Genomic DNA, 21,340 nt, shown 5'->3' on the forward strand with positions numbered 1-21,340 from the left:
CCCCGAACCAGGCGAGCAGCACCACACACCCCGCGTACACGCCGCCCACCAGCACCCGGCTACGGCGCCCCAGCAGCACGGCGGCCCACACACAGCACCAGTGCCCGCCCGGCCGCCAGTCGCCCGGAGGCTACGGGCGGTCCAACCAAGCCTCCCTCAGGGCGAGTTCCCGCTCGTGACCGGCGGCCGGTCGATGTGATGGTGAGTGCGCTTTTCCGGACTAACCGATTCCTGGTGCGATTTCGGTGCGCATGCGTGATCATCTGCGTACCCGAAGTTCGAACATGGAGGCGCATTTTCATGAGACCGACGCGTGCCGCTCTGCTCGTCGTGGCCACCGCCCTGACCCCGGCCCTCCTCTTCACCGCCCCGGCGTTTGCCGACGGTTCGGCGGCCCCGGTCACCACCACCGTGGCGACCGTGTCCGACACACCGGTGGACGAGATGTCGGAGGACGAACTGCGTGCGGCGATCGCCGCCATCCTGGCGGACGAGGACAGCGGTCGGGGGGTCGTCCGAGAGGCCAATGAGGCCCTCAACGGCACCGTGGATGACATGCGCGCCTTCTTGAAGACCGGCTACCGGCTGGCTCAGGCCGAGGACGACCGGGTCGCCATCGCGCGCATCCTCCACGCGGCAACGCAGAACAATGACAAGCGAGTCATCGAGGAGGCCAACGAGCTCCTCGACAACAACTCCCCGGAGGAGATGCGAGCCTGGCTGGAGACCGGCTACCGGCTGGCCCAAGCCGAGGACGACGCCGTCTACATAGCCCGCATGCTCGCGGATCCGGACATCAGTGATGCGCTGCGCGCCGCGGCCAACGCTGCCCTCGACGACGGCTCCCCGGAGGCCCTGCGCTACTTCCGTGAGGTGGGGCAGTACGAGGTGGCGGGTTAGGCGAAGCGGGGAACACCGCCATCCCTCGTCTGACAGCTGCCGACACCGTGCAGCTCGTGGCGCCCGCGTTGCGGGCGCCACGGCCACCCGCGGTGTACACCACATGCCACCCGTTGCGGGCTCGACCGTCTCCGGGAGCACCCAGCTGATCGCTCAGCCGCTTGGCAGGTGGCTGGTGCGGCAGGTGTAGCGTGAAGCGGACTCGGCCGGTCCGTCCGGCGAACCTGTGTCCTAACGGGGGACCTTTCACCATGCATCTTCCTCGCGCCGCCGCTCTCGGTACGCTCGCCGCCGCCCTTCTCGCTCTCTCGGCCTGCTCCAGCGGCGGATCGGGCGATGCGTCGTCCGACGCCGGGAAGGGCGGGAAGAAGGGCACGAGCGGCAGCGCGCCGAGTTCGACGACCACATCGTCGCCGTCCGCCTCGGCGAGCGGGGCGGCCGGCGGATCCGGCACCGCTCAGGCGGTGACCTCCAAAGTCGAGGTCAGCATCAAGTCGTGCCAGCTGCGCGACGCGTCCAAGCTGTTCGCGGTAGTCCAGCTCGACAACGCGAACGGCGCGGCGGACTACGCCTACACCGTCAAGGTCCGCTTCCTGAACTCCGCACATCCCGACCAGGCGGTCTACACCACCCTCACCAACCAGCCCGTCCAAGCCGGAGCCATGAAGAGCGCGCTCGCCTCCGCCGCGTGGAAGGGCGACTCCGCCGCCATGCCGAAGACCTGCCAGGTTGCCAAGGCGACCAAGGTGAAGACGGCTGGCTGACCCCGGCCCGTGCACGGCTCTGGTGGGCGAGCAGCCGGTAGGGGGTAGTAGGACCGGTCCGGTCGGCGGTGTCGCCGACCGGGCCGACGATCCACAACCGGGCCGACGATCCACAACCGGGCCGTCGATGACGAAGAACCGATGGGCGCCTCGCCGGGGAGAGGACCGGGACGGCCTGTGTCATTCATACTGGTCGCATGTCCGCTACGCCTGCCGCTGAGCCGTCCCCGCCCGCTGCCGAGGTGCTGCGGCAGCGCTACGCGCGAAGGCTCCCCGACACGCTCGGCCGGCTGGCCGGGCCGGCCCACGGCTCCGTCCAGCTGCCGCTGCATGTGGCGTGGTCGGGACTGACGCGGTTCGACCTGGACCGACCGCGGTCGAGGATGAGCATGTACCGCACGGTGCTCGCCGAAGGGCAGCACGATGACCTGATCGCCCTGCTGAACCGGGATCTCCTCATCGACCAGTGGCCCGTCCTGCGCACGCTGATCAGCCGGGCCATCCGTGACGTGTGGGAGGAGGCCTTCCCCGAACTGGCATCGGCTCGCTCGGGAGCCGCGGCGTGAACCTGAGCGATCTCCACCGCAGGCTCCTCTCCGACGTCCTGGCCATCGGCACCCCCTACCCCCTGGTGATCACCGGCGGGTACGCGGTCCAGGCGCACGGCCTGGTCGACCGGCTCAGCCAGGACCTCGACGTGGCCACGGAGAACCCCGCACCCATGGCGGAGATCACCCGCTCCCTCATCGCCGGGCTGGCCGAGCGCGGCTGGCAGGTGAGGGAGGTGGGCGTGGACCCGCTTTCCGGCCGCCTCGTGGTCACGGATCCCGCCAGTGGTGAGCAGTGCGAGGTCGACATCCTCAAAGAGGCGTTCTGGCGTCCACCCACAGCGACCGAGTACGGTCCCGTCCTCGCCCTGGACGATGTCATCGGCACGAAGGTGCGCGCGCTGGCCGACCGCGGCGCCGTGCGGGACCTGATCGACGTCCACGCCGCTTCCCGCCTCCACACCACCGTGGACCTGGAGCGACTCGGCCGCCGCCACGCCCGCGACGAGTTCTGCCTCGAGGAACTCCAGGCGCGTCTGGCGGGCGCGGAGTGGTACGAGGACGAGGAATTCATCGCTTACGGCCTCACCGAGGCGGACACGGCCACCCTGCGGGCCTGGGCTCGGGACTGGGCCGACGACCTCACCCAGCGGCTGCACGAGGAGACCGCGGACGACTGATCGGCCCCCGCCGGGGCCCGGTCACCCGAACACCGCGTCGTGGAAGGCGATTTCCGCCTCCAGCATGCCGGTGAACCAGCGGATCAGCCGCTCCTGGGGGATGTCGTCCGGCAGGGCGTCGACCTCCGCCGCGAGCGCCCGCACCCCGTCCCGGAACGCCTCGTCGGCGTGGAGCGCCACCCAGGCGCTCATCGCGCCGCCGGGGACGGCGCCGCGCTCGTGCGCCCGGGTGCACCAGGTGAGGTAGAGGCTCTCCGCGGCGAACAGCATGGTCATCACCGCCGGGTAGCCGCCGTCCCGCGCCACGTCGAGTGCGTACCGCGACAGCACCTCGGCCCGCCGGGCGGCGCCCGGCCGGGCGGGTACGGGCCAGACGGCGCGGGCTTCGCGGAAGTAGTCCGCCTGGGTGGTGGTCAGCGCGTGGACCGCACGGGCGTTGCGCTCCAGCGCCGTCCGGTCCGGGGCGCCCCACACGGCCAGTCCGTGCAGCCGGGTGGCCGTCTCCACGAACGCGGCCTCGATCTCCAGGTAGTCGGCGTAGTCGGCCTCGCTGATCGTGCCGGCCGTGACCTCGGTGACGAAGCGCATGCGCAACGCCTGCTCCATGACCGGGGCGGCGGCCTTCAGGAGCCGCTCGGACCGGTTCAACGGGAGAGCCATTCGACGAGGCCGCCGAAGACCCGGGCGTAGCCGTCCCACCGCTCGCAGAACGCCGCGGGCGCCCAGTGCGGGGAGCAGTCGGAGGTGAAGACCGCCGAGCGTCCCGCGCCGTACTCGGCCACCGCCACCAGGGGGTCGTCGCCCAGGGTGGCCAGGACCTCGGCGCCCGGACGTGGCCGCACGCGGTTGTAGCCGAGCAGCGGCGGCCATTCGCCGGTCACCCCGCCGAGGGCGGGATGGCCGGTGCCGACCGCCGACGGGCGGCCGCCCGCGGGGAGTTCGACGCGGTCGTCCTCGGGCAGCAGCTCGACCGGCAGCACCTCGTGCAGCGCGGTGTTGCGGTAGGCGGCCTTGCCCTCGAAGCCGGTGAAGGAGAGATAGCCGCCGACCATCAGCAGCCCACCGCCGTCGCCGACCCATCCGCGCAGTGCGTCGATCCGGTCGGCCCCCGGCGTGCCCAGCTCGAACACCTCGGGGGAGAGCTGGAGGGAGTTCGCCCCGATGTCGGAGAGGACGACGACATCGTAGCCGGCGAGCGCCTCGGCGTCGCCCGGGAACTGCCCGGGTACCAGATGCGCGGGCAGGTGCGTGACCTCGTGCCCGCGGCCCTCCAGCGCCCGGCGCAACGGCTCGACTCCGGTCACATAGGTGCTGGTGGTGAACGAGTCGACCCCCTTGATGTGTGTGGACTGGGAGATCCAGCTCTCACCGGCTATCAGGACGCGGCTCACAGGGTGCTCCTTCGAACGGGAAGTGAGGGAAACGGTGGGGCGTGCTCAGCACGGTGGGGCGTGCTCAGGACGCGGCGGCGTTCTCGAACAGCCGGGCCGGGTTGGTGCGCGGCAGCTCCATGGCGGCCTGCCGGGGAACGCCGTGCTCGACGAGGCGGGGGAGGAACAGCTCGGGTACGTAGCGGAAGCCGTTGCCGCCGTACGCCGTGAGCATGCTCTTGAGGAACACGTCATGGCTGAGCAGCAGCCGGTCGCCGTGTCCGCGGGCGATGAGCCCGGCGATCGCGTGCGCGGTCTCGTGGGGTGCCGGGGACTGCCCCTCGCCGGGGTAGCGGAACGGCATGCCGATCATGTCGAATTCGAGCCAGACACCGCGATCGGCCACCGACCGCTGATAGTCCGGGTCGGCGTGCGAGGGGTCCATATGGCACAGCACCACCGCGCCCGGCGCCACCCCGTACTCGCCCAGTACCAGGTCGAGGACCTCGTGGCTGCGGCGCTGCCAGCCGGGCAGATGGATGTAGAGCGGGACACCGGTCTCGCGCTGGGTGCGCGCGGCGGCGCGCAGCGCGGTGTGCTCGCCCTCGGTGAACCGCGGGGAGACCCCGATCTCGCCGATGACGCCCGGCCGGATCCCGGTGCCGTCGGCGCCCTCGGTGAACTCGGCCAGCAATGCCACGGCGAGGCCGCGCTCGTCCGATGGCGACAGTGGCCGGGGATGGTAGGGCTCCAGGTACCAGCCGCTGCCCATGACCACACGCACGCCGCTGTCCTCGGAGAACGCGCGCAGCGCCGCCGGATCGCGGCCCAGTCCGCCCGGGGTGACGTCGACGATCGTGCCGCCCCCGCCGGCCGCGAACGCGCGCAGGTCGGCCAGCATCCCTTCGGTGTCGTCGAGCACACAGTGGTCGAGGCAGGCGTAGGGCTGCTCGCGCAGCAGCCAGGCCAGTTCGGGTGTGGTGCGGGCGTCGCGCAGCCGACCGAGCCGGGGGTCGGCCGGGGTGGTGACGGCCTTGCGGACGTCGTTGCGCAGATGCTCATGGGTGAGGGTGAGACCGAGCCCGGTGCTGGGCACGGGCCCGGTCACCGTGGTCACGGTGGTGGGGGAGGGGCCGCTCATGAGCGGCCCGTCAGATGGGCGAACAGGTCGGCCATCGCCCGGCCGCGCAGGTTGAGCCAGATCGCGGCGAGCAGCACCAGCCCGGTGACGATGGGGGTGAGGAACGGGCTCACACCCAGCAGATTGAGGCCGTTGGCGATGACTCCGGTGATGAGGGCGCCGATGACGGTACCGAGCACGGTGCCCCGGCCGCCGAACAGATTGGTGCCACCGAGCACGACCGCGGCGATCACGGTGAGTTCGAAGCCCTGTCCGGAGTTGGCGGAGCCGGAGCCGAGCCTGGCCGCGGTGAGCAGCCCGGCGATACCGGCGGCCACACCGGTCAGCATCAGGGTGATCATCTTGATCCGGGCGGTGTTCACCCCCGCTCGCCGTACCGACTCCTCCTGGGAACCGATGCCGTTGACGTAGGAGCCGAACGGCAGCTTCGACAGCAGGACCGCTCCGACGGCGACCGTGGCCAGGGCGATCCAGGCCAGTGCGGACAGTCCGAGGAAGGTGGCGTCGCCGAGCTTGGCGACGAAGAGCCGGGCGTCGATGGGGACGGAGAACCCCTTGGTCCACAGCTGTGCCAGGCCGCGGACGACCGACATGGTGGCGAGGGTGACGATGAACGGGGGGATCTTCTGATATGCCGACAGCCATCCGTTGACGGCGCCCCAGAAGAGCCCGCCGAGCAGCGCCGCGACGATCACCACGGAGGAGTCCCAGCCGGCCTGGAGCATCTCGGCGGAGCAGGTGGCGGTGAACGCGAGGATCGATCCCACGGACAGATCGATCTGCCCGGTGCTGATCACGAAGGTCATGGCGACCGCCACGATCAGGGTGATCGCCACCTGGGTGGCCAGATTGGCCAGGTTGTTGAAGGTCAGGAAGTTCGGGGCTGCGATACCGAAGCCGAGGAAGAGCGCGAGGCCCACGCCGAGCATGGCCAAGGTGGCCTTGTTGGCGCGCTGCCAGCGGCCAGGCGGCCGGCCCAGTACGGCGGTGGTGCGCATCGCGGTGTCGGCGCTCATCTCAGGCCATCTCCTCGGTGTTGGGCCCGCCGTTCGTGGCGCCGGATCGGGTGATCATGGCTACGAGCCGTTCGATGTCGAGATCGGAGATCGGGGCGTCCTCGACGCTGCGGCCCTCGTACATCACGGTGATCCGGTCGCAGACCTCGAACAGGTCCTGAAGCCGGTGGGTGATCAGGATGACGCCGACGCCCTGGGAGGCGACGTCGCGGATCATCTTCAGCACCTGCCGGACCTCGGCGACGGCGAGCGCGGCGGTGGGTTCGTCCAGGATCAGCACGCGGGGGCGGAACGACACCGCACGGGCGATCGCCACGGCCTGCCGCTGTCCTCCGGACAGCTCACCGATCTCCTGGTAGGTGGATTTCACCCGGACGTGCAATTCGGAGAGGGTTTCGGCCGCCTGGGCGTGCATCGTCGCGCGGTCGATGAAGGGGCCTCTGCGCGGTTCACGGCCGAGGAACAGATTGCTGGCCACATCGAGGGTGTCGCACAGGGCGAGGTCCTGGTAGACGATGCCGACCCGCTCGCGGCGGGCGTCGGCGGGACTGGTGAAGCGGACGGCACGGCCGTCGATGGAGATCTGCCCGCTGTCGTGCTGGACCGCACCGGCCAGCACCTTCATCAGGGTCGACTTCCCGGCGCCGTTGTCGCCGACCAGGCCGAGCACCTCGCCCGGGGCCAGGGTCAGGTCGACGCCGCGCAGCGAGCGGACGGCGCCGAACGATTTGGTGATTCCTCGGAGGGAGACCAGCGCGCTCTCGCCCATCACTTCTCCAGGTAGTAGAGGTAGTTCTTGACGTTGTCCGGGGTCACCAGCTGGGTGGGAACGGGCACGTTCTTACGGGCGGTGCGGCCGCAGGCCAGGTCGATCGCGGAGTTCATGGCCTCGTAGCCGAACCGGAAGGTGTTCTGCTGGAGCACACCGGTGATCCAGCCGGCCCGCAGCCCGTCGACGGCCTGGCTGGACAGGTCCCATCCGACGACCTTGAGGTCCTTGGTGCGGTGCTGGCTGACCACGGCGGCGGCCAGGCCGATCAGGGCGGGCTCGCCGGTGGCGTAGGCGTACTTCAGTCCGGGGTCGCGGGTGAGCAGGTTCTCGGCGGCGGTCTGGGCGTTCTCCTGGATGTTGCGGCCGTCGACCACGTTCTGGATCTTCATGCCCTTGGCGGTGACGGCCTCGGTGAAACCTTTCTGCCGCTCGTTCTGGATGGTGCTGTTGAGCGCGCCGACCACGCCGATCCCACCGCGGTTGCCGGCCGTCTTCAGCAGCGCCTCGCCGATCCGCCGGCCGCCCTCCGCGTTGCCGACGCCGACCTGGACGGAGACCGCTGGGTCGTCGACGGTGGCGTCCACGGCGACGACCGGTACACCCGCCGCCTTGGCCCGGCGGATGGCGGGCTTGATGCCCTCGGTGTCGACCGCGTCCACGACGATGGCGTCGTAGTGGTTGGCCACCAGGTCGTCGATGGCGTTGGACTGGGTGGCGGAGTCGTCGTTGCCGTTGACGATCTGGGTCTTCACCCCGGCCTTGCGGGCCACGGTCCGGGCGCCGGTGTTGATCTGGTTGAAGAACAGCGCCTGGAGGTTGATGGGCACGATACCGATCTTCGGAGCGTGGCCGCGGACGGTACAGGAGCGGGCGATCTCCGCGGGCGGCGGCGGGCCCTGCTCGGTGGTCTTCTTCTCGGCCGCCATCTCGCGGCGGGCCTGGGTGTCGCAGCCGACGGTCGTCAGCAGCAGGCCCAGCGCGACCACGGCCGTCACTTTCTGGCGCATCTGCTCTCCTTGTCCTACCTGGTTCGGGTCGGCTCCGGGGTTTCGGGGGTGGGGTGGGCCGCGAGCCAGGAGTCGATGGCCCGCCGGTCGGGCAGCCCGTCGCGGGCGCCGGGCCGGGTGCAGGACAGGCCGGCGGCGACGGTGGCGAAGCGCGCCGCCTCCAGCGGGGACCGGCCCCGGTCCAGTTCGGCGCAGTACGCGCCGGTGAAGCAGTCTCCGGCCCCGGTGGCGTCGACCGTGTCCACCTCGATCGCCGGACCGTCGTGGCGTTCACCGGCCGGGGTCAGCAGGGTCCAGCCGCGCGAACCGTCGGTCACGACCAGATGGACGTCCCAGTCGGCGGCGGCCCGGACCAGGGCCGGTTCTCCGCCCAGCAGCGCGACGGCCAGCGGCCGGCCGACCACGGCGTGATCGGCCGCGGCGAGCGCGGTGCGCATCGCCTCCGGCCGGTCGCAGCCGTCGAGGTCCACCACCAGGCCCGGTCCGGGCGTTCCGGGCGGGGCGTCGGCGGCGGCCTCGGCCAGCGCGGCGGCGGCCTGGGGGAAGCGGTAGCCGTCGAGGTAGAGCCAGTCCGCCCCGGCCTCGCGCGCGGCCCGTGCCGTACGGGTGATGTGCCGGGCGTCCAGCTCGTCGTCCTGGCTGATGACGGCGCGTTCGCCGTCCGGGGTGAGCAGTACGACGGCGGTGGTGAGGGTGCCGGTGCGGGCGGTCCAGTCGGTACGGACCCCGTCGGCGGCGAGTGCGGCGAGGAACGCCGTGCTCCGCGGCTCCGGCCCGACGACACCGGCGAACCACGCGTCGGCCCCGGTCCGGGCCGCGGCCGCCGAGGCGTTGGCGGCCATCCCGCCGTGGCCCTCGCGGACGGTGGTCGCCTGCACGCGGTCACCGGGAGCGGGCAGCGACGGCACACCGACGGTCAGGTCGATGTTGGCGTACCCGCAGAAGACGATCACGGGAGCACCACTCCGGCCCTGGCCGCCGCGGTGGTCAGTTCGCGGACCTTGGCCCGGTCGACCCGGCCCCACCAGCGGCCGTTGTCCTTCACCGAGGACGCGACGATCACCCCGTCGCAGGCGGGCAGCAGGCCGCCGATGTTGCCCGCGGTGATGCCGGAGCCGATCACCACCGGCAGGGTGGTGTGCGCGGAGATGCCCTCGACCTCCTCCAGTGAGGCGGCGTCCCCGGTCCGGGAACCGGTGGCGATCAGCACATCGGCGCCGAAGAACTCGGCGTCCTCGGTCTGCTCGGCCAGGGTGCGGTCGGCGACGATGGCGTGCGAACCGTGCTTGACGTGCACATCGGCGAAGACCTTGACCGGGCCGGCGCCGATCCGGCTGCGATAGCGGCTGGCGTGTGCCGACTGGCCCTCGATGATGCCCTCGTTGGCGACGTAGGCGTTGGCCCACTGGTTGACCCGCACGAATCCGCCGCCGCCGGACCAGGCGGAGGCGATGGAGCACTCGGCGGCGTTGGACAGCACGCTGACCCCGAGCCTGCCGCCGGTCCCGTCCAGCACGGCGTGCCGCACCCGGTCGGTCACCACGGCCATCGCCGCCGATGTCTCATAACCGTGCTCGCCCGGTTTGAGGAACGGGATGTCCCAGTGGTTCTCCACGATCAGCCCGTGGCAGCCGCCCTCCAGATAGGCGCGCGCCTCCTCGACCGCGAAGGCGCGGATCTCGTCCAGCGGGGCGCCCTCGTAATGCGGGCTGCCGGGCAGCGGCGGCAGGTGCACCACGCCGATGACGACCTTCGGGGTGCCGAACAGCTCCTTGATCGCGTTCGGCCGGGGCGGGAACACCCCAAGGCCGCTCGTGCTCCCCGATGTCGTCATCGCGCCACCTCAATGCAATCGATTACAGCTGAGTTGCGGAGGACCGTAGGCAGGGGTCAGCTGCCGTGTCAAGGCTCTATGCTGATTCAACGCGTCAGGTCACATCGGTGTTGGAGCCAGGTGACCGCCATGTTTCCCGGCAGGAAGGTAATCGATTGCAACGGGTCACGATCGCTCAGGTCGCCGAGCGGGCCGGTGTCTCCACCGCCACCGTGTCGCGGGTGCTCTCCCGCCGGGGCCAGGTCTCGGCCGCGGTCGAGCGCAAGGTCCGCCGCGCCGCCGACGACCTGGGCTACCAGGTCAATGTCATCGCCAGGGCACTGCGCAACAGTCGTACCGACACCGTGGGGATGGTCGTGCCCAGCATCACCAACCCGTTCTTCACCTCCCTGGTGGAGAGCGTGGAACACGCCCTGGGCAAGGAGGGCAAGGAGCTGTTCCTGTGCGACGCGCGCTCCGACCCGCGGATCGAGGCGCGCCGGCTGGCCTCGCTCGCCGCGCGCAACGTCGACGGCATCATCGTCAGCCCCAGCCACGGCGTCGACAGCCGGCCCGCCGTGCAGCAGACCGCGGACCGGCTGCCGCTCGTCCAGCTCGACCGGTTCGTCGACGGCACTACCACCGACTGGGTGGGCGTCGACGACGTCGCCGCGATGCGGCAGGTCATGGACCACCTCCACGACGGCGGGGCGCGGTCGGCGGCCTTCATCGGCTCGCTGATGACCCACTCCTCCACGGAGCAGCGGTTCGCCGGGTTCCGGCGGCGCGCCGAGGAGCTGAACATCGAGGTGAAGCCGGACCAGGTGCTGCTCGGCGACTACAGCGTGGAGTGGGGTGAGGCCGCCGTGGCCCGGCTGATCGCGGAGGGCGGCCTTCCGGACGCGCTCGTATGCGCCGATGACCTGATCGCGCTCGGGGCCACCCGCGCCTGCCGGGCCCACGGTTTCGCGGTGCCCCAGCAGGTGCAGGTGACCGGCTACGACGACATCGAGTTCTCCCGGCTCGCCGAACCGGCCCTGACCACGGTCCATCAGCCGCGCGACCGGATCGCCGCGGAGGCGGTACGGCTGCTGGCCGCTGCGGGCCTGGCCAAGGACGCCGAGCGCGGACCCCACGCGCGTATCTCACTCGTGCCGACCCTGGTGGTGCGCGACAGCACCCGGGCCACGCAAACGCCCCCGGCCGGAATATGACGGTGCCTCACCACAACCCCAGGAGGACCCCCATGGACGACGCGGACACCTGGCGCGGTGCGACGGACCTCGCGCGGCGGCTGGTGCGGATCGACACCCGGGGCGGCCGGGAGGCACCGGCCGCCGCACTGGTGGCGGACCGGCTGGACGGCGCGGGGTTCGACGTCCGGGTCGAGGAGCCGATACCCGGCCGGGCCAACGTCGTCGCCCGGTTCGGGCCCGCGGCACCACGGGTGCCGGTCACCTTCACCGGACATCTGGACACCGTGCCCGCCGACCCGTCGGGCTGGTCGTTCGACCCGATGAGCGGGGAACTGCGCGACGGCCGGCTGCTCGGCCGCGGCAGCAGCGATATGAAGGCGGGCGTGGCCTGCCAGGTCGAGGCGGCGATCCGGGCCGCCCGGGAAAGCCCGCGGGACACCGCCGTACAGCTGGTCTTCACCTTCGGCGAGGAGACCGGCTGTCATGGGGCCGAGGAGGTCGACGCGGCGTCGCTCACCCCCACCGATCTGCTCATCGTGGCCGAGCCGACCGGCAACCGGACCGTCCTCGGCCACAAGGGCGTGCTGTGGCTCGCCGCGACGGCCCGCGGGGTCTCCGCCCACGGGTCCCGCCCGGAGCTGGGCCGCAACGCGATCGCCGCGCTCGCCGCGGCGGCGAGCAGGATCCACGCCCACCGGGACTGGCCGGTGAGCCCGACCCACGGCCCGGCCACGGTCAACATCGGCACGTTCCACGCGGGTGAGCAGCCCAACCTGGTGCCGGACCACGCCGAGATGCGGCTGGACGTGCGCACCGTTCCCGGCTTCGGGCGGGACGAGGCGATCGCCGAGATCGCCCGGCTGTGCGGCGACGGCATCGGCCTGGAACCGCTCCTGGACCTGCCCGGCGTCGCCACCGCCCCATCCGCCGCCGCCACCGCGCGGGAGCTCCTGGCCCCCGGCTCCTCGGCCCACCCGGCCGAGTACGCGACCTACTTCACCGACGCCTCGGTGCTCACCGGCCGGCTCGGCGATCCGGCGGTGGTGGTGTACGGACCGGGCGACCCGGATCAGGCACATGTCACCGATGAGTCCTGCTCGCTGGCCGCCATGACCGAGTCCGCGGAGGCGATGCACCGGCTGCTGCGGCGCCTGTAGCCCGACGAGCGCGGTGCCGCCCCTGGCCCGGGCCCGAGCCCGGAGACCGATCCGACAGGTGAAGTGCGCTATACTCGATCATGTCGTGGTCACCCGAACTCCGGGCAGCCGGACACGCGTTGGTGGTCCAAGGAAAGACGCCCCGCTTCCTGCGGGGAGATGCAGGTGCAAGGCCTGCCCGGCGCTCAGAGGACGAGCCCACCCCGCTTGCGGGGTGGGCTCGCGCCGTTTCACGGCACGCACACGCCTATGGGCGTCGGACCAGCCGTGGAACGCCGACAACGCGGCCGCCCTCGCCGAGTGGGGCCGGGGACTGGCGGAAGGAATACACCCGGGACACTGGCGGTCGGCCATGGGCAACAGCGATACCCACCTCGAAGGCCGGATCGGCATCCCGCACACCGTGGTGTTCGCCGAGGATCTGAGCACGCCGGCCGTCAGTTCCTGAGCAAGCGAACGCCGGAGGACCCCAGGGGCTGACTATCTGTCCACCGCGCTGGGGCGGCCGTTGTGTGCTTCACGTTGCGGATGGTCGGCGCGCACTACGGGCTCCACATGCCAGGGCCGCACCGCGCCGACGGCATCGCCGGGTCCGACGACAGCTCGCGCGACGCCGCGCGATGACCCGATGTCAGGCTGTCGCGCCGTGGCTGCCGCCCAGCGCGCCCAGTGTGGTTCGCACCAGCAGATCGATCTTCGCCTCGGTCGCATCCGCGGTGGCCGGGGAGGTCAGGGTCGGAGACTCCGCGGGCAGTTCGTGGACCTCGTGCAGAAGGGCCAGATAGACCTGGCGGCACCAGGCGGGGTCGACCGCGGTGATCGCTCCCGTGTCTCTCAGGCGGGCGAAGAGCAGGTCGAGGCCGTCGAGGACTTCGGGTGTGAGGGCCGCGGACAGCTGGATGGCGAAGCGGTGGCAGAGCTTGAGATCGAAGACGATCTCCGTGACACGGTGCAGCGCGATGAGGGGCGGTGCGGTCTTCACCCGTGCTTCGGCCAGCCCGCCCAGATAGCGCTGACTGAGCCGTTCGGCCAGGGCGTCCAGCAGCGCGGCGCGGGAGGTGAACCGGCGGTGGACGGTGGCGCGGGCGAGTCCCGCGGCGTCCGCGATCTGCTCCAGGGACGCGGTGGCGTCCGCGGCGAGCACGGTTTCCGCTGCTTCCAGGATGCGGGCCGTACTGCGTTCGGCGTCCGCCCGTACCCGCCGGGGAGGGCTCTTCTCGCCCATGCCACCTCCTCCACCTCTGTCTCGGAGCCACCCTATCCCCGTCAACAGTAAATGAGACCGCCATGATGCAGTTATTGACATAACTGCGATACAGGCGTTTCAGTTATGTCGCTTGAGTCCTTCCCATCACAGGAGCACGTCATGGATCTTCAACTCACCGGCAAGCGCGTCCTCGTCACCGGGGCGAGCAGGGGCATCGGCCTCGCGATCGTTCAGGCGTTCCAGCAGGAAGGGGCCCTGGTGACCGCGACGGCTCGACGTAGCACGCCCGAGCTCGAGGCCACCGGAGCCGCTTTCGTCCCCGCCGACCTCGCCACGGCCGACGGTCCGCAGGAGCTGGTCGACGCCGTCCTGGCCGTCGATCCCAGGATCGATGTCCTGGTCAACAACGCCGGCGGCGGCGAAATGCCGCAGGAGGGGTTCGGTGATCCGCTCAACGGCGGGGACGAGGTCTGGGCATACGGGTTCGCCCTCAATTTCGAGTCGGCCGTTCGGACCACCCGCGCGGCGCTGCCCTCGCTTCTCGAGGCCAGGGGCGCCGTGGTCAACATCAGCTCCGACAGCGCCCGTCGGCCGGGGACGGAGCCGCTGCCCTACTCCGTTGCCAAAGCGGCCCTCAACGCCTTCACCCGACAGCTGGCCGAGCGCATGGCGCCCTCCGGAGTACGCGTCAACGCGGTGTCGCCGTCAGTGACGCGCACACCCCAGATAACGGGTGCGGACGGATACGTCGCACGAGTGGCGGACAACGTGGGCGTCGACCACGAAACGCTGATGGCAGCCCTACCGAAGGAAACCGGGATGCTCACCGAGACCCTGATCGATCCCGCCGAGATCGCCCGGGCGGTGCTGCTCCTGGCCTCCCCGACCATGCCGAATGCGATCGGCGTGAACCTGTCTGTCGATGCGGGCTCCACCAAGATCGTCTGAACGAGTCCCGCCACCCCGTCGGCGGCCGACGGAGGCGCTCAGCCACCCCGTCGACATGCTCCCATGCACACTAGATGTCGAGCACGAGGTCCGTGACCGGCATCGCCTGACAGGTCAGGACCTGACTGGCGGGCAGGTCGTCGGCGGGAGCCACCAGGTGGGCGACCTCGCCGTTCAGAACGGTGACGGCGCAGCTCTCACACTGGCCGAGGCGGCATCCACTCGGCAGCGTCAGGCCCGCCTTCTCGCCGAGTTCGAGCAGCGTGCCGTCTGCCCGGGTCCAGGTCAGTTCGCGGTCCGAGCGGACGAAGCGCACGGTCGCGGTGGCGTCCGCCGGGATGTCGACATTTCGCGCAGTGGCCTGGAATCGCTCAGCGAAGATGTCGAACTTCGGGACTCCGCGTGCCGTCAGGCCGGCGGTCACGGTGTCGATCATCGCCTGGGGGCCGCAGATGTAGAAGCGGGCGCGTCGGCGGATCAGCTCCACGTCGATGTGCTCGGCGGTGACCCGGCCGAAGGCCGAGTAGTGCACGCCGATCACGTCCTCGGTATCCGGGCGGCTGTAGTGGTCGATCACCGTCAGCCGTGGGATGGCCTTCTCGAGCCTCCGCAACCGGTCCGCGAACGGGTGGGTCCTGCGGTTGCGGTTGCCGAAGTGCAGGACCACCTCGGGGACCGAGCCGCCGGTGGACGCCAGCGTCTCGAGGTAGCCGAGGAAGGGGGTGATGCCGACACCGGCCGCGAGCAGCACCACCGGTTGGTCATGGTCGACCGGGAGCGCGAACAGGCCGGACGGCGCGGTCACCAACACCCGGGCTCCGGCGGTGAAGCCGCGGTGCACGATCGGGGAGAACGCGCCGCCGTCGATCCGTCGGACCGCGAGCCGGTACGTGCCGAGACCGTCGCTCCGTGCCGTGCCGGTCAGCGAGTACGCCCGGGTGGTGTCCGGCGCGCCGGCCTCGGCGAGGGTGATGTGCTGGCCGGGCCGGAACTCCGGCAGCGGATTGCCGTCGGCCGGGCGGAGCAGCAGCTCCCGGATGTCCTCGGTCACGTCGTCGGCCGACTCCACGATGAACTCGCGCGGCCCGGCCCATGTTTCGGTCGGTATCCGGCGGACGTCACAGGGTGTCGAGCGCAACGGCACCGAGCCGCTGATCGGGTCGTGCGAGGTGTCGTCGATGAGCAGGTTGTAGTTCTGTTCGCCGTCCGCCAGCGGATCGGACCCGGGTAGTGCGAGGTCGGGAGCGCTCTGCCACCACCCGTACTCGGCGACCACCGTGTCGGGGTGCAGGCCGGGGTCGACCCGGGCGCGCATCCGCACGGCGGCCTTGCGCGTTGTGATCTCCACCAGATCACCGTCGGCGATGTCCCGGTCCGCGGCGGCCCGCTCGCCGATGTCGACGAGGGGCTCGGGCGAGCGCTTGCGCAGTGAGGACAGCCCGCGGTGCTGGCTGTGGCAGAAGTAGCCGTTCTTGGCGCAGCTCAAGGTGAGCGGCAAGCCGGGGTCGGTGGGTGGTCCGGCGGATTCGGGCAGCGGGGAGTAGCCGTGGTCGAGCAGCCGCTGTGAGTACAGCTCCACCCGCTTGGTCGGTGTGGCGAATCCGGTGACCTGCCCGTCGGGCGCGGTCTCGGCGTACTTCCGGTACCGCATCGGCAGCGGCACGTCCATGCCCCCGGGGGCCGCGCGGAGCTCGTCCACAGTGAGGCCGAGGGGCTCGAGCTGGTGGTTCCACGCCGCCTGGATGTCACCGCCGAAGAACTCGTCTCCGAGCCCCAGGCGGTTGGCGAGGTCGAAGACGATGTCGAGGTCGGAGCGGGACTCGCCGAGCGGGTCGAGCATGCGGGGGCGTAGTTGCACGCGCCGCTGGGCACGGTGCGAGACCTCGAAGCCCGCACGCAGCCCTTCTCGTTCCCAGGGCGTATTGGCGGGCAGGAGGATGTCGGCGAACCGCGCCGTGGGGTTCTCGAACAGGTCGATGTGCACGCCGAATTCGAGCCGCCGCAAGGCCTCGGCCGTGCGCACCGGATCGGGCTGGGACAGCAGCAGGTTCCCTCCGAAGGAGACCAGGGCCCGCACCCGGTACGGATTCCCGTCGATGATCGACCCGCACAGGGCCCGTGCGGTGACCCAGCCGGATGCCGGGGGGCCGAGGGGGTGCTCGTCGAGGCCCAGCGCCTTCACCGCCTGCTCGGGCGTCGGCGGCAGGGCCACCTTGGCGAGCGGCTGCTGCGGCAGGACGACGTTCCCACCGGGCGCGTCGTAGCAGCCGGTGAGCGCGTACAGGGTGGCGATGGCGCGTTCGGTCTGCGTCGCGTCGGCGTGCTGGCCGACTCCGGTCCAGGTTCCGTAGCTGACCGAGCGTGCGGTGGCCAGCTCGTCGGCGAACGCGATGAGCGTGTCGGGGTCCACCCCTGTCACCGACGACGTGCGCTGGAGCGGCCAGGCCGCCACGGCGTCGAGGTAGAGCTGGAACGCCGGCCGGCAGCTGATCGTGCCGGAGCGCGTACGGACCCGGTAGGTACCGCGCAGAGCGAATCGCCGCGGGGCGACGGCGGCCCGGGCGGTGTTGTAGGGCTCGGGCCCGCGGCCGTGCTCGTCCCACACCACGTAACCGACACCGCCGGGGGTCAGCTCGTCCGCCCGCAGGAAGCGGCCGTCGTCCTCACGCACCAGCAGCGGCCCGTTGGTCCAGGCACGCAGGAACTCCTGGTCGCCGCCGTGGCGGCGCAGAACGAGGTCGGCCAGTCCGAGCGCCAGGGCGCCGTCGGTGCCCGGCCGTACCCGCAGCCAGTGGTCGGCCTGCGTCGCGCCGGCCGGGCGGCGCGGGTCGATGACGGCCAGGCGGGCTCCCCGCGCTCGTGCCTCGGCCAGGGCGGCCGACCGGGCCAGCCAGGTCTTGGCCGGGTTGTGCCCCCACAGCACCGTCAGGTCGGTGTCGGCGAAGTCCGGGGCCGGCAGCGCGCTGCCGAAGGTGAAGGCGTGCGCGAAGTCCTTGTGCCAGTTGCAGATCTCGGTGGAGTAGCAGATGTTCGGACTGCCGTAGAGGTGGATGAACCGCTCCACCCATTCGATGGCGTCGCTCATCGGAGTACCGCTGGGCGAGGTCACCGAAAAGGCGACGGACTCCGGCCCGGTGGTGTCCCGCAACTCCGCCAGCCGGTCGGTGATTTCCGCCATCGCCTCCTCCCAGCTGATCTCCTTCCACCCCGGATCGGGGTCGGCTCGCGGCGTGGTGCGGCGCAGCGGCCGGGTCAGCCGGGCCGGGCTGTGCACGAGCTCGGGCGCCGCCCGGCCCTTCGGGCACAGCGCCGCACCCGTGGGGTGGTCCGGGTCCGGACGCACACCGACCATCGCCCCCGATTCGATGGTGTAGATGGCGCCGCAGCGTGACTTGCAGAGGGTGCAGTAGCCACGTGCCTCGGTCATCGTCTCCGTCCCCACGTAGTACGACGCTCCCTTGCCGATCGCTACCGACATTCTTCCCCGGCCGCACGGCCACCAGATCGGTCCGACCCCGTGGGCGGGCTGTTTCGTCGATGTCGTAAGCCTCGCCGGTCGGGTGGGCGGACCGGAGGCGGTCGAAGAACTGGCCGGTGGCGCCCTGTGCTACCCCAGGTCGAAGGTGTTGGGCAGCCCCAGCCGGTAGCGCACCTCGTCGACCCGCTTCAGCGGCTCCATCTCCGGCGGCCGGAACAACTCCCAGACATGACACCGCTCGGCGCCCGAATCCTCCGCGTCCAGGAGTGCGTTGACGGCGCGTCGCGCGGACTCGTTGGCGCCCTCCATGGTCGCCAGGTCCACATCGGTACGGACGTAGTCGCCCGCGAGGAAGAAGTTCGGCACCGCTGTCCTCGCCGACGGGCGGTTGTAGAGGGTGCCGGTGGGGTGGATGAGGAGCTGTTCGCGGTTCTGCGGGTCGGGGCCGCCCAGGCCCGTCACCGCCGGGTCCATGAACCAGCCGAGCCGGTCCTCGTCCCTGAGCGTCGTCTTGCCGGAGTCGTTGAGCCCGTCCTTCAGCTGGGCCCACAGTTCGGCGACGATCTCGTCCTTGGTGCACTCACGGGCCGTCTTGCCGTACAGGATGCCGGGCTTGTCCCACTCGGAGATGATCGCGGACAGGCACTCGTGGGCCCGCCCGTCTCCGTAGTCGCGCGAGAAGTCCCGTACGTCCCAGAACTGGCTCTGGCCGATTCCGGTGACCGCCCACGGGGAGTCGAGGCAGTTGATGTGGCCGTGCACGACGGGGGTGGGCGTGCGCAGGTAGAACATCACGCCGGTCATCCAGTCCGTCTTCAGCGCGTCGCACCGACCGAGCTGCGGGTCGGCGGCGCGCAGGGCCGGGCCCCAGGTCGTGCGCGCGTGCTCGACCGGGAGGGCGGAGACGTAGTGGTCGGCGGTGATGGTGCGCTGTCGGCTGCCGTCGCGCGCCGCCACCCGTACGCCGCTCACCCGGCCGTCGCCGTACACCACCTCCCGGACCTCGGTGCCGAGCACGAACTCGACGCCCAGGGAGCGCAGATGACTCTCCCAGGGGTCGATCCACGCCTCGCTGGTCGGGGCGTTCAGCACCCGGTCGATGTCCGCGTCGCCGTCCATGCCGCGGCCGAGCAGGCCCCACAGGATCAGGGCCTCGATGATGACGCGGCCGACGGTGCGGGTGGAGGCTGTCTCGGCGCGGGTGGCGACGAGGTTACGGGTCTGGCCGATGCCGAGGAGCACCTGGTACTCGCGGCTCATCTCGCCGGCCCGGATGAAGTCCCACCATGCGACCTTCTCCCACTGGCCCTCGCGGCGGGCGTCGCAACTGGTGAGGTGGACCAGGAGGCGGTTGGCGAAGTAGGCGGCCTCGTCGGCGGGCAGATGAGTGGCGAGATCCAGCACCGACAGGATCTGGTCGCGGATCCAGGACGGGGTGAGGTCGCCGGGAGCGGGCGGGGTGGTGACCCGGCGGAGCGGGAAGTGCAGGTCCGGGCGGCCCGCGCCGCGCGCGAACAACTCCTCCGTACCGCCCCGGAGGTTGCCGTGTACGCCGTTCGCGTTGCCGGGGAAGGGGATGCGGCGCATGGTGTCCGGCAGATTCCGGTAGAAGCCGGGGAAGAAACGGAAGCCGTGCTCGCCGGGAAGCGGCTTGCGGCCGCCCGTTCCGGTCCCGGGGACGTCCATGGAGCGGGCCTTGCCGCCGAGGGCGTCGTAGTACTCGTAGACCGTGACCTCGTAGCCGCGTTCGGCCAGTTCATGGGCGGCGCTGAGACCGGAGACACCGCCGCCGAGGACGGCGACGCGCTTGCCGGAGGAGGCCGCGGCCGCGCTGCCGGCGGCCCCTAAGGCGCCGATCGTTCCCCCGCCGACGACTCCGGCGACGGCTGCCCCGCTCGCCGTCAGGAAGCGTCTGCGGCCGTGTCCGTTGTACCCCTGGGACTGCTGAGCGTTGTCTTTTGTCACGAACACCGAAGGGTAGGGAGGGACTCCGGAAGCCGGAAGCCCTCTGTCCCGTCACCCACAGCATCCTCACAAACGCGAGGAGACAGCGATCCCGGGCGGGTTCGGAGAGCTCCCGCCGCCGCACGGCAGGAAGGGGCCCGGCGTACTCGGAGCCGTCGGCTCCGGCAGCTCAGGCCCCTTCGGCCGATGACTCGCCCACGAACCCGCCCACGAAGAAGACCCACTCGGGAACGGCGGCCCCGCCAGAAGGTGGCTGGCTGTCAGTCGCTCAGGGTTCCCCGGTAGCCGACGGGCCCCTCGTCCGGGAACTGGGCGGTGCCCTCGAAACGGCTGCCGCCGTCGAAGAAGGTGACGCTGCCCGACCCGGCGTTCGAGCCGCTCCATGTGACGGTGGTCCCTGTCGCGGGGCCACCGTCCTGCGGGACGACATCTCCGCGGTTGCCGATGCTGATGCTGAGGGGCTCGTCCTGCTGCCAGCCCCCTCCGCCGGTGAAGATCTCCGTGTTGAACGTGGCCACACCCTTCTCCCTTCCGATCACCGATCGCCCCGAGCGGGCGCGGTCCGATGAGCGAGAACCTCACTCCTGGATACGGGCCCGGACTCGCGGCACACCTGTCACCCGGTCGACCGACGGCCGAGGACACCCGCACTCACCGTGCCGCGGCAGGCGCTGGCGAGGCGACCGTTGTGCGCGGGGCGGACTACGGTGTGCGTTATGGCGAGAGAGACCGATCGTGCCGCCCTGGCCGCCGAGGCGTGCGCCGCGCTGAAGAGGTGTTGCCCGGGCTCGAGCGCGGAGCTGAGCGGCTCGCTGGCTTCGGGCGCGGCGGACGCCTTCAGCGACATCGACATCTCGTGGGTGGTGCCGGACGCGCGGTTCCCGGACTGCCTGGCTCGTGGGGTGGAGGCGCTGGGCGAGGTCCAGCCGGTCGACAGCGTACGCGGCGACCCGGACTTCCACCGCTCCGACCGCCGCCGCCTGCTGTTCGTCCGCTTCGCAGGGGTGCCGCTGTTCTGGCGACTCGATCTGGATGTCCGCACCGCATCGATCGCGGACGACCCGCACTACGACGCGGAGAACCCGGCAGCGCGCGCCCGTGATGACGAGTGGTCACGGCCGGCCAGCGCCCTGGCCAACGCCGTCGGCGCGGTCAAGGCGGTGGCCCGGAGCAGGGACGGCGAGGCCTGTGGCCTGTTGGACCGGGGGTTCGCCCGGATCGGCGAGGACGACCGGGCCACCGGCGACTGGGCGAACGACGTGACCCGGCTCGCGCACGCCGCGGCACTGCGCGACTCCGCCTTGACGGACCTGGCCGCCCAGGTCACCGGGCTCGCGGCCCGGCACCTCGGCAACGGCGACGCCAGGGGAGGATGAGC

20 protein-coding genes are annotated in these 21,340 nt (G+C 71.2%); 8 read left to right on the top strand and 12 right to left on the bottom strand.

Annotated features, from left to right (window positions below):
* Positions 1–300 precede the first annotated feature (300 nt).
* The 4 genes from ABD329_RS01975 (at position 301) to ABD329_RS01990 (ending at position 2,892) form a co-directional block, all read left to right on the top strand.
* Complete coding sequence (locus ABD329_RS01975; protein WP_344315810.1) at positions 301–900, top strand: ALF repeat-containing protein; 600 nt, start codon at positions 301–303, stop codon at positions 898–900.
* Between the two features lie 251 nt (positions 901–1,151).
* A complete protein-coding gene (locus tag ABD329_RS01980) occupies positions 1,152–1,664 on the top strand; it encodes a hypothetical protein (protein WP_344315811.1) in 513 nt (170 codons plus the stop codon).
* A gap of 197 nt (positions 1,665–1,861) precedes the next feature.
* Positions 1,862–2,230: a hypothetical protein gene (locus ABD329_RS01985; RefSeq protein ID WP_344315812.1), complete on the top strand. Its 369-nt coding sequence runs from the start codon at positions 1,862–1,864 to the stop codon at positions 2,228–2,230.
* Entirely contained in the window at positions 2,227–2,892 is a 666-nt protein-coding gene (locus tag ABD329_RS01990; protein ID WP_344315813.1) for a nucleotidyl transferase AbiEii/AbiGii toxin family protein, read from the top strand. The genes ABD329_RS01985 and ABD329_RS01990 overlap by 4 nt, the downstream gene beginning before the upstream one ends.
* A gap of 21 nt (positions 2,893–2,913) precedes the next feature.
* On the opposite strand, the gene ABD329_RS01995 is transcribed toward ABD329_RS01990, so the two are convergent.
* The 8 genes from ABD329_RS01995 to ABD329_RS02030 form a co-directional block, all read right to left on the bottom strand.
* Positions 2,914–3,552 (bottom strand): TenA family protein, encoded by a 639-nt coding sequence (locus ABD329_RS01995; RefSeq protein ID WP_344315815.1) that lies wholly within the window; start codon positions 3,550–3,552, stop codon positions 2,914–2,916.
* A complete protein-coding gene (locus ABD329_RS02000) occupies positions 3,537–4,283 on the bottom strand; it encodes a glutamine amidotransferase (protein ID WP_344315816.1) in 747 nt (248 codons plus the stop codon). The genes ABD329_RS01995 and ABD329_RS02000 overlap by 16 nt, the downstream gene beginning before the upstream one ends.
* Positions 4,284–4,347: 64 nt before the next feature.
* Positions 4,348–5,403, bottom strand: coding sequence for a phosphotriesterase family protein (locus ABD329_RS02005; protein ID WP_344315817.1), 1,056 nt, complete (start codon positions 5,401–5,403; stop codon positions 4,348–4,350).
* Positions 5,400–6,419: an ABC transporter permease gene (locus ABD329_RS02010; protein WP_344315818.1), complete on the bottom strand. Its 1,020-nt coding sequence runs from the start codon at positions 6,417–6,419 to the stop codon at positions 5,400–5,402. The genes ABD329_RS02005 and ABD329_RS02010 overlap by 4 nt, the downstream gene beginning before the upstream one ends.
* 1 nt (position 6,420) lies before the next feature.
* Entirely contained in the window at positions 6,421–7,188 is a 768-nt protein-coding gene (locus ABD329_RS02015; protein ID WP_344315819.1) for an ATP-binding cassette domain-containing protein, read from the bottom strand.
* Positions 7,188–8,198: a substrate-binding domain-containing protein gene (locus tag ABD329_RS02020; protein ID WP_344315820.1), complete on the bottom strand. Its 1,011-nt coding sequence runs from the start codon at positions 8,196–8,198 to the stop codon at positions 7,188–7,190. Before ABD329_RS02020 ends, ABD329_RS02015 begins: the two co-directional genes overlap by 1 nt.
* A 14-nt stretch (positions 8,199–8,212) precedes the next feature.
* Positions 8,213–9,151 carry a carbohydrate kinase family protein gene (locus tag ABD329_RS02025; protein ID WP_344315821.1) on the bottom strand — a complete coding sequence of 313 codons (939 nt, stop codon included), beginning with the start codon at positions 9,149–9,151 and terminating at the stop codon, positions 8,213–8,215.
* Positions 9,148–10,032 carry a BtpA/SgcQ family protein gene (locus ABD329_RS02030; protein ID WP_198277353.1) on the bottom strand — a complete coding sequence of 295 codons (885 nt, stop codon included), beginning with the start codon at positions 10,030–10,032 and terminating at the stop codon, positions 9,148–9,150. The genes ABD329_RS02025 and ABD329_RS02030 overlap by 4 nt, the downstream gene beginning before the upstream one ends.
* A gap of 155 nt (positions 10,033–10,187) precedes the next feature.
* Between ABD329_RS02030 and ABD329_RS02035 the strand changes: the two genes are divergently transcribed.
* Together ABD329_RS02035 and ABD329_RS02040 are read left to right on the top strand one after the other, a co-directional pair.
* The gene (locus ABD329_RS02035; RefSeq protein ID WP_198277352.1) at positions 10,188–11,225 is read left to right on the top strand and encodes a LacI family DNA-binding transcriptional regulator; all 1,038 of its coding nucleotides are present in this window, start codon (positions 10,188–10,190) and stop codon (positions 11,223–11,225) included.
* 32 nt (positions 11,226–11,257) lie between these two features.
* Positions 11,258–12,364, top strand: coding sequence for a M20 family metallopeptidase (locus ABD329_RS02040; RefSeq protein ID WP_198277351.1), 1,107 nt, complete (start codon positions 11,258–11,260; stop codon positions 12,362–12,364).
* 631 nt (positions 12,365–12,995) lie between these two features.
* On the opposite strand, the gene ABD329_RS02045 is transcribed toward ABD329_RS02040, so the two are convergent.
* A complete protein-coding gene (locus tag ABD329_RS02045; protein ID WP_198277350.1) occupies positions 12,996–13,589 on the bottom strand; it encodes a TetR/AcrR family transcriptional regulator in 594 nt (197 codons plus the stop codon).
* A 141-nt stretch (positions 13,590–13,730) separates the two neighbouring features.
* On the opposite strand from ABD329_RS02045, the gene ABD329_RS02050 reads away from it, so the two are divergent.
* A complete protein-coding gene (locus ABD329_RS02050) occupies positions 13,731–14,519 on the top strand; it encodes an SDR family NAD(P)-dependent oxidoreductase (RefSeq protein WP_198277349.1) in 789 nt (262 codons plus the stop codon).
* A gap of 70 nt (positions 14,520–14,589) precedes the next feature.
* On the opposite strand, the gene ABD329_RS02055 is transcribed toward ABD329_RS02050, so the two are convergent.
* From ABD329_RS02055 to ABD329_RS02065, 3 genes are all read right to left on the bottom strand, one after another.
* On the bottom strand, positions 14,590–17,946 hold the full coding sequence (locus tag ABD329_RS02055; protein ID WP_198277348.1) for a molybdopterin-dependent oxidoreductase: 3,357 nt from the start codon (positions 17,944–17,946) through the stop codon (positions 14,590–14,592).
* Positions 17,947–18,126: 180 nt separating this feature from the next.
* The gene (locus ABD329_RS02060; protein ID WP_198277347.1) at positions 18,127–19,962 is read right to left on the bottom strand and encodes an FAD-dependent oxidoreductase; all 1,836 of its coding nucleotides are present in this window, start codon (positions 19,960–19,962) and stop codon (positions 18,127–18,129) included.
* A 260-nt stretch (positions 19,963–20,222) separates the two neighbouring features.
* Positions 20,223–20,480 (bottom strand): hypothetical protein, encoded by a 258-nt coding sequence (locus ABD329_RS02065; protein ID WP_198277346.1) that lies wholly within the window; start codon positions 20,478–20,480, stop codon positions 20,223–20,225.
* Between the two features lie 198 nt (positions 20,481–20,678).
* Here ABD329_RS02065 and ABD329_RS02070 point away from each other — a divergent pair, with 198 nt between their 5' ends.
* Positions 20,679–21,338 carry a hypothetical protein gene (locus tag ABD329_RS02070; RefSeq protein ID WP_198277345.1) on the top strand — a complete coding sequence of 220 codons (660 nt, stop codon included), beginning with the start codon at positions 20,679–20,681 and terminating at the stop codon, positions 21,336–21,338.
* Positions 21,339–21,340 lie beyond the last annotated feature (2 nt).

The sequence above is a fragment of the Streptomyces javensis genome (genome assembly GCF_039525925.1).
GTDB lineage: Bacteria > Actinomycetota > Actinomycetes > Streptomycetales > Streptomycetaceae > Streptomyces > Streptomyces asiaticus.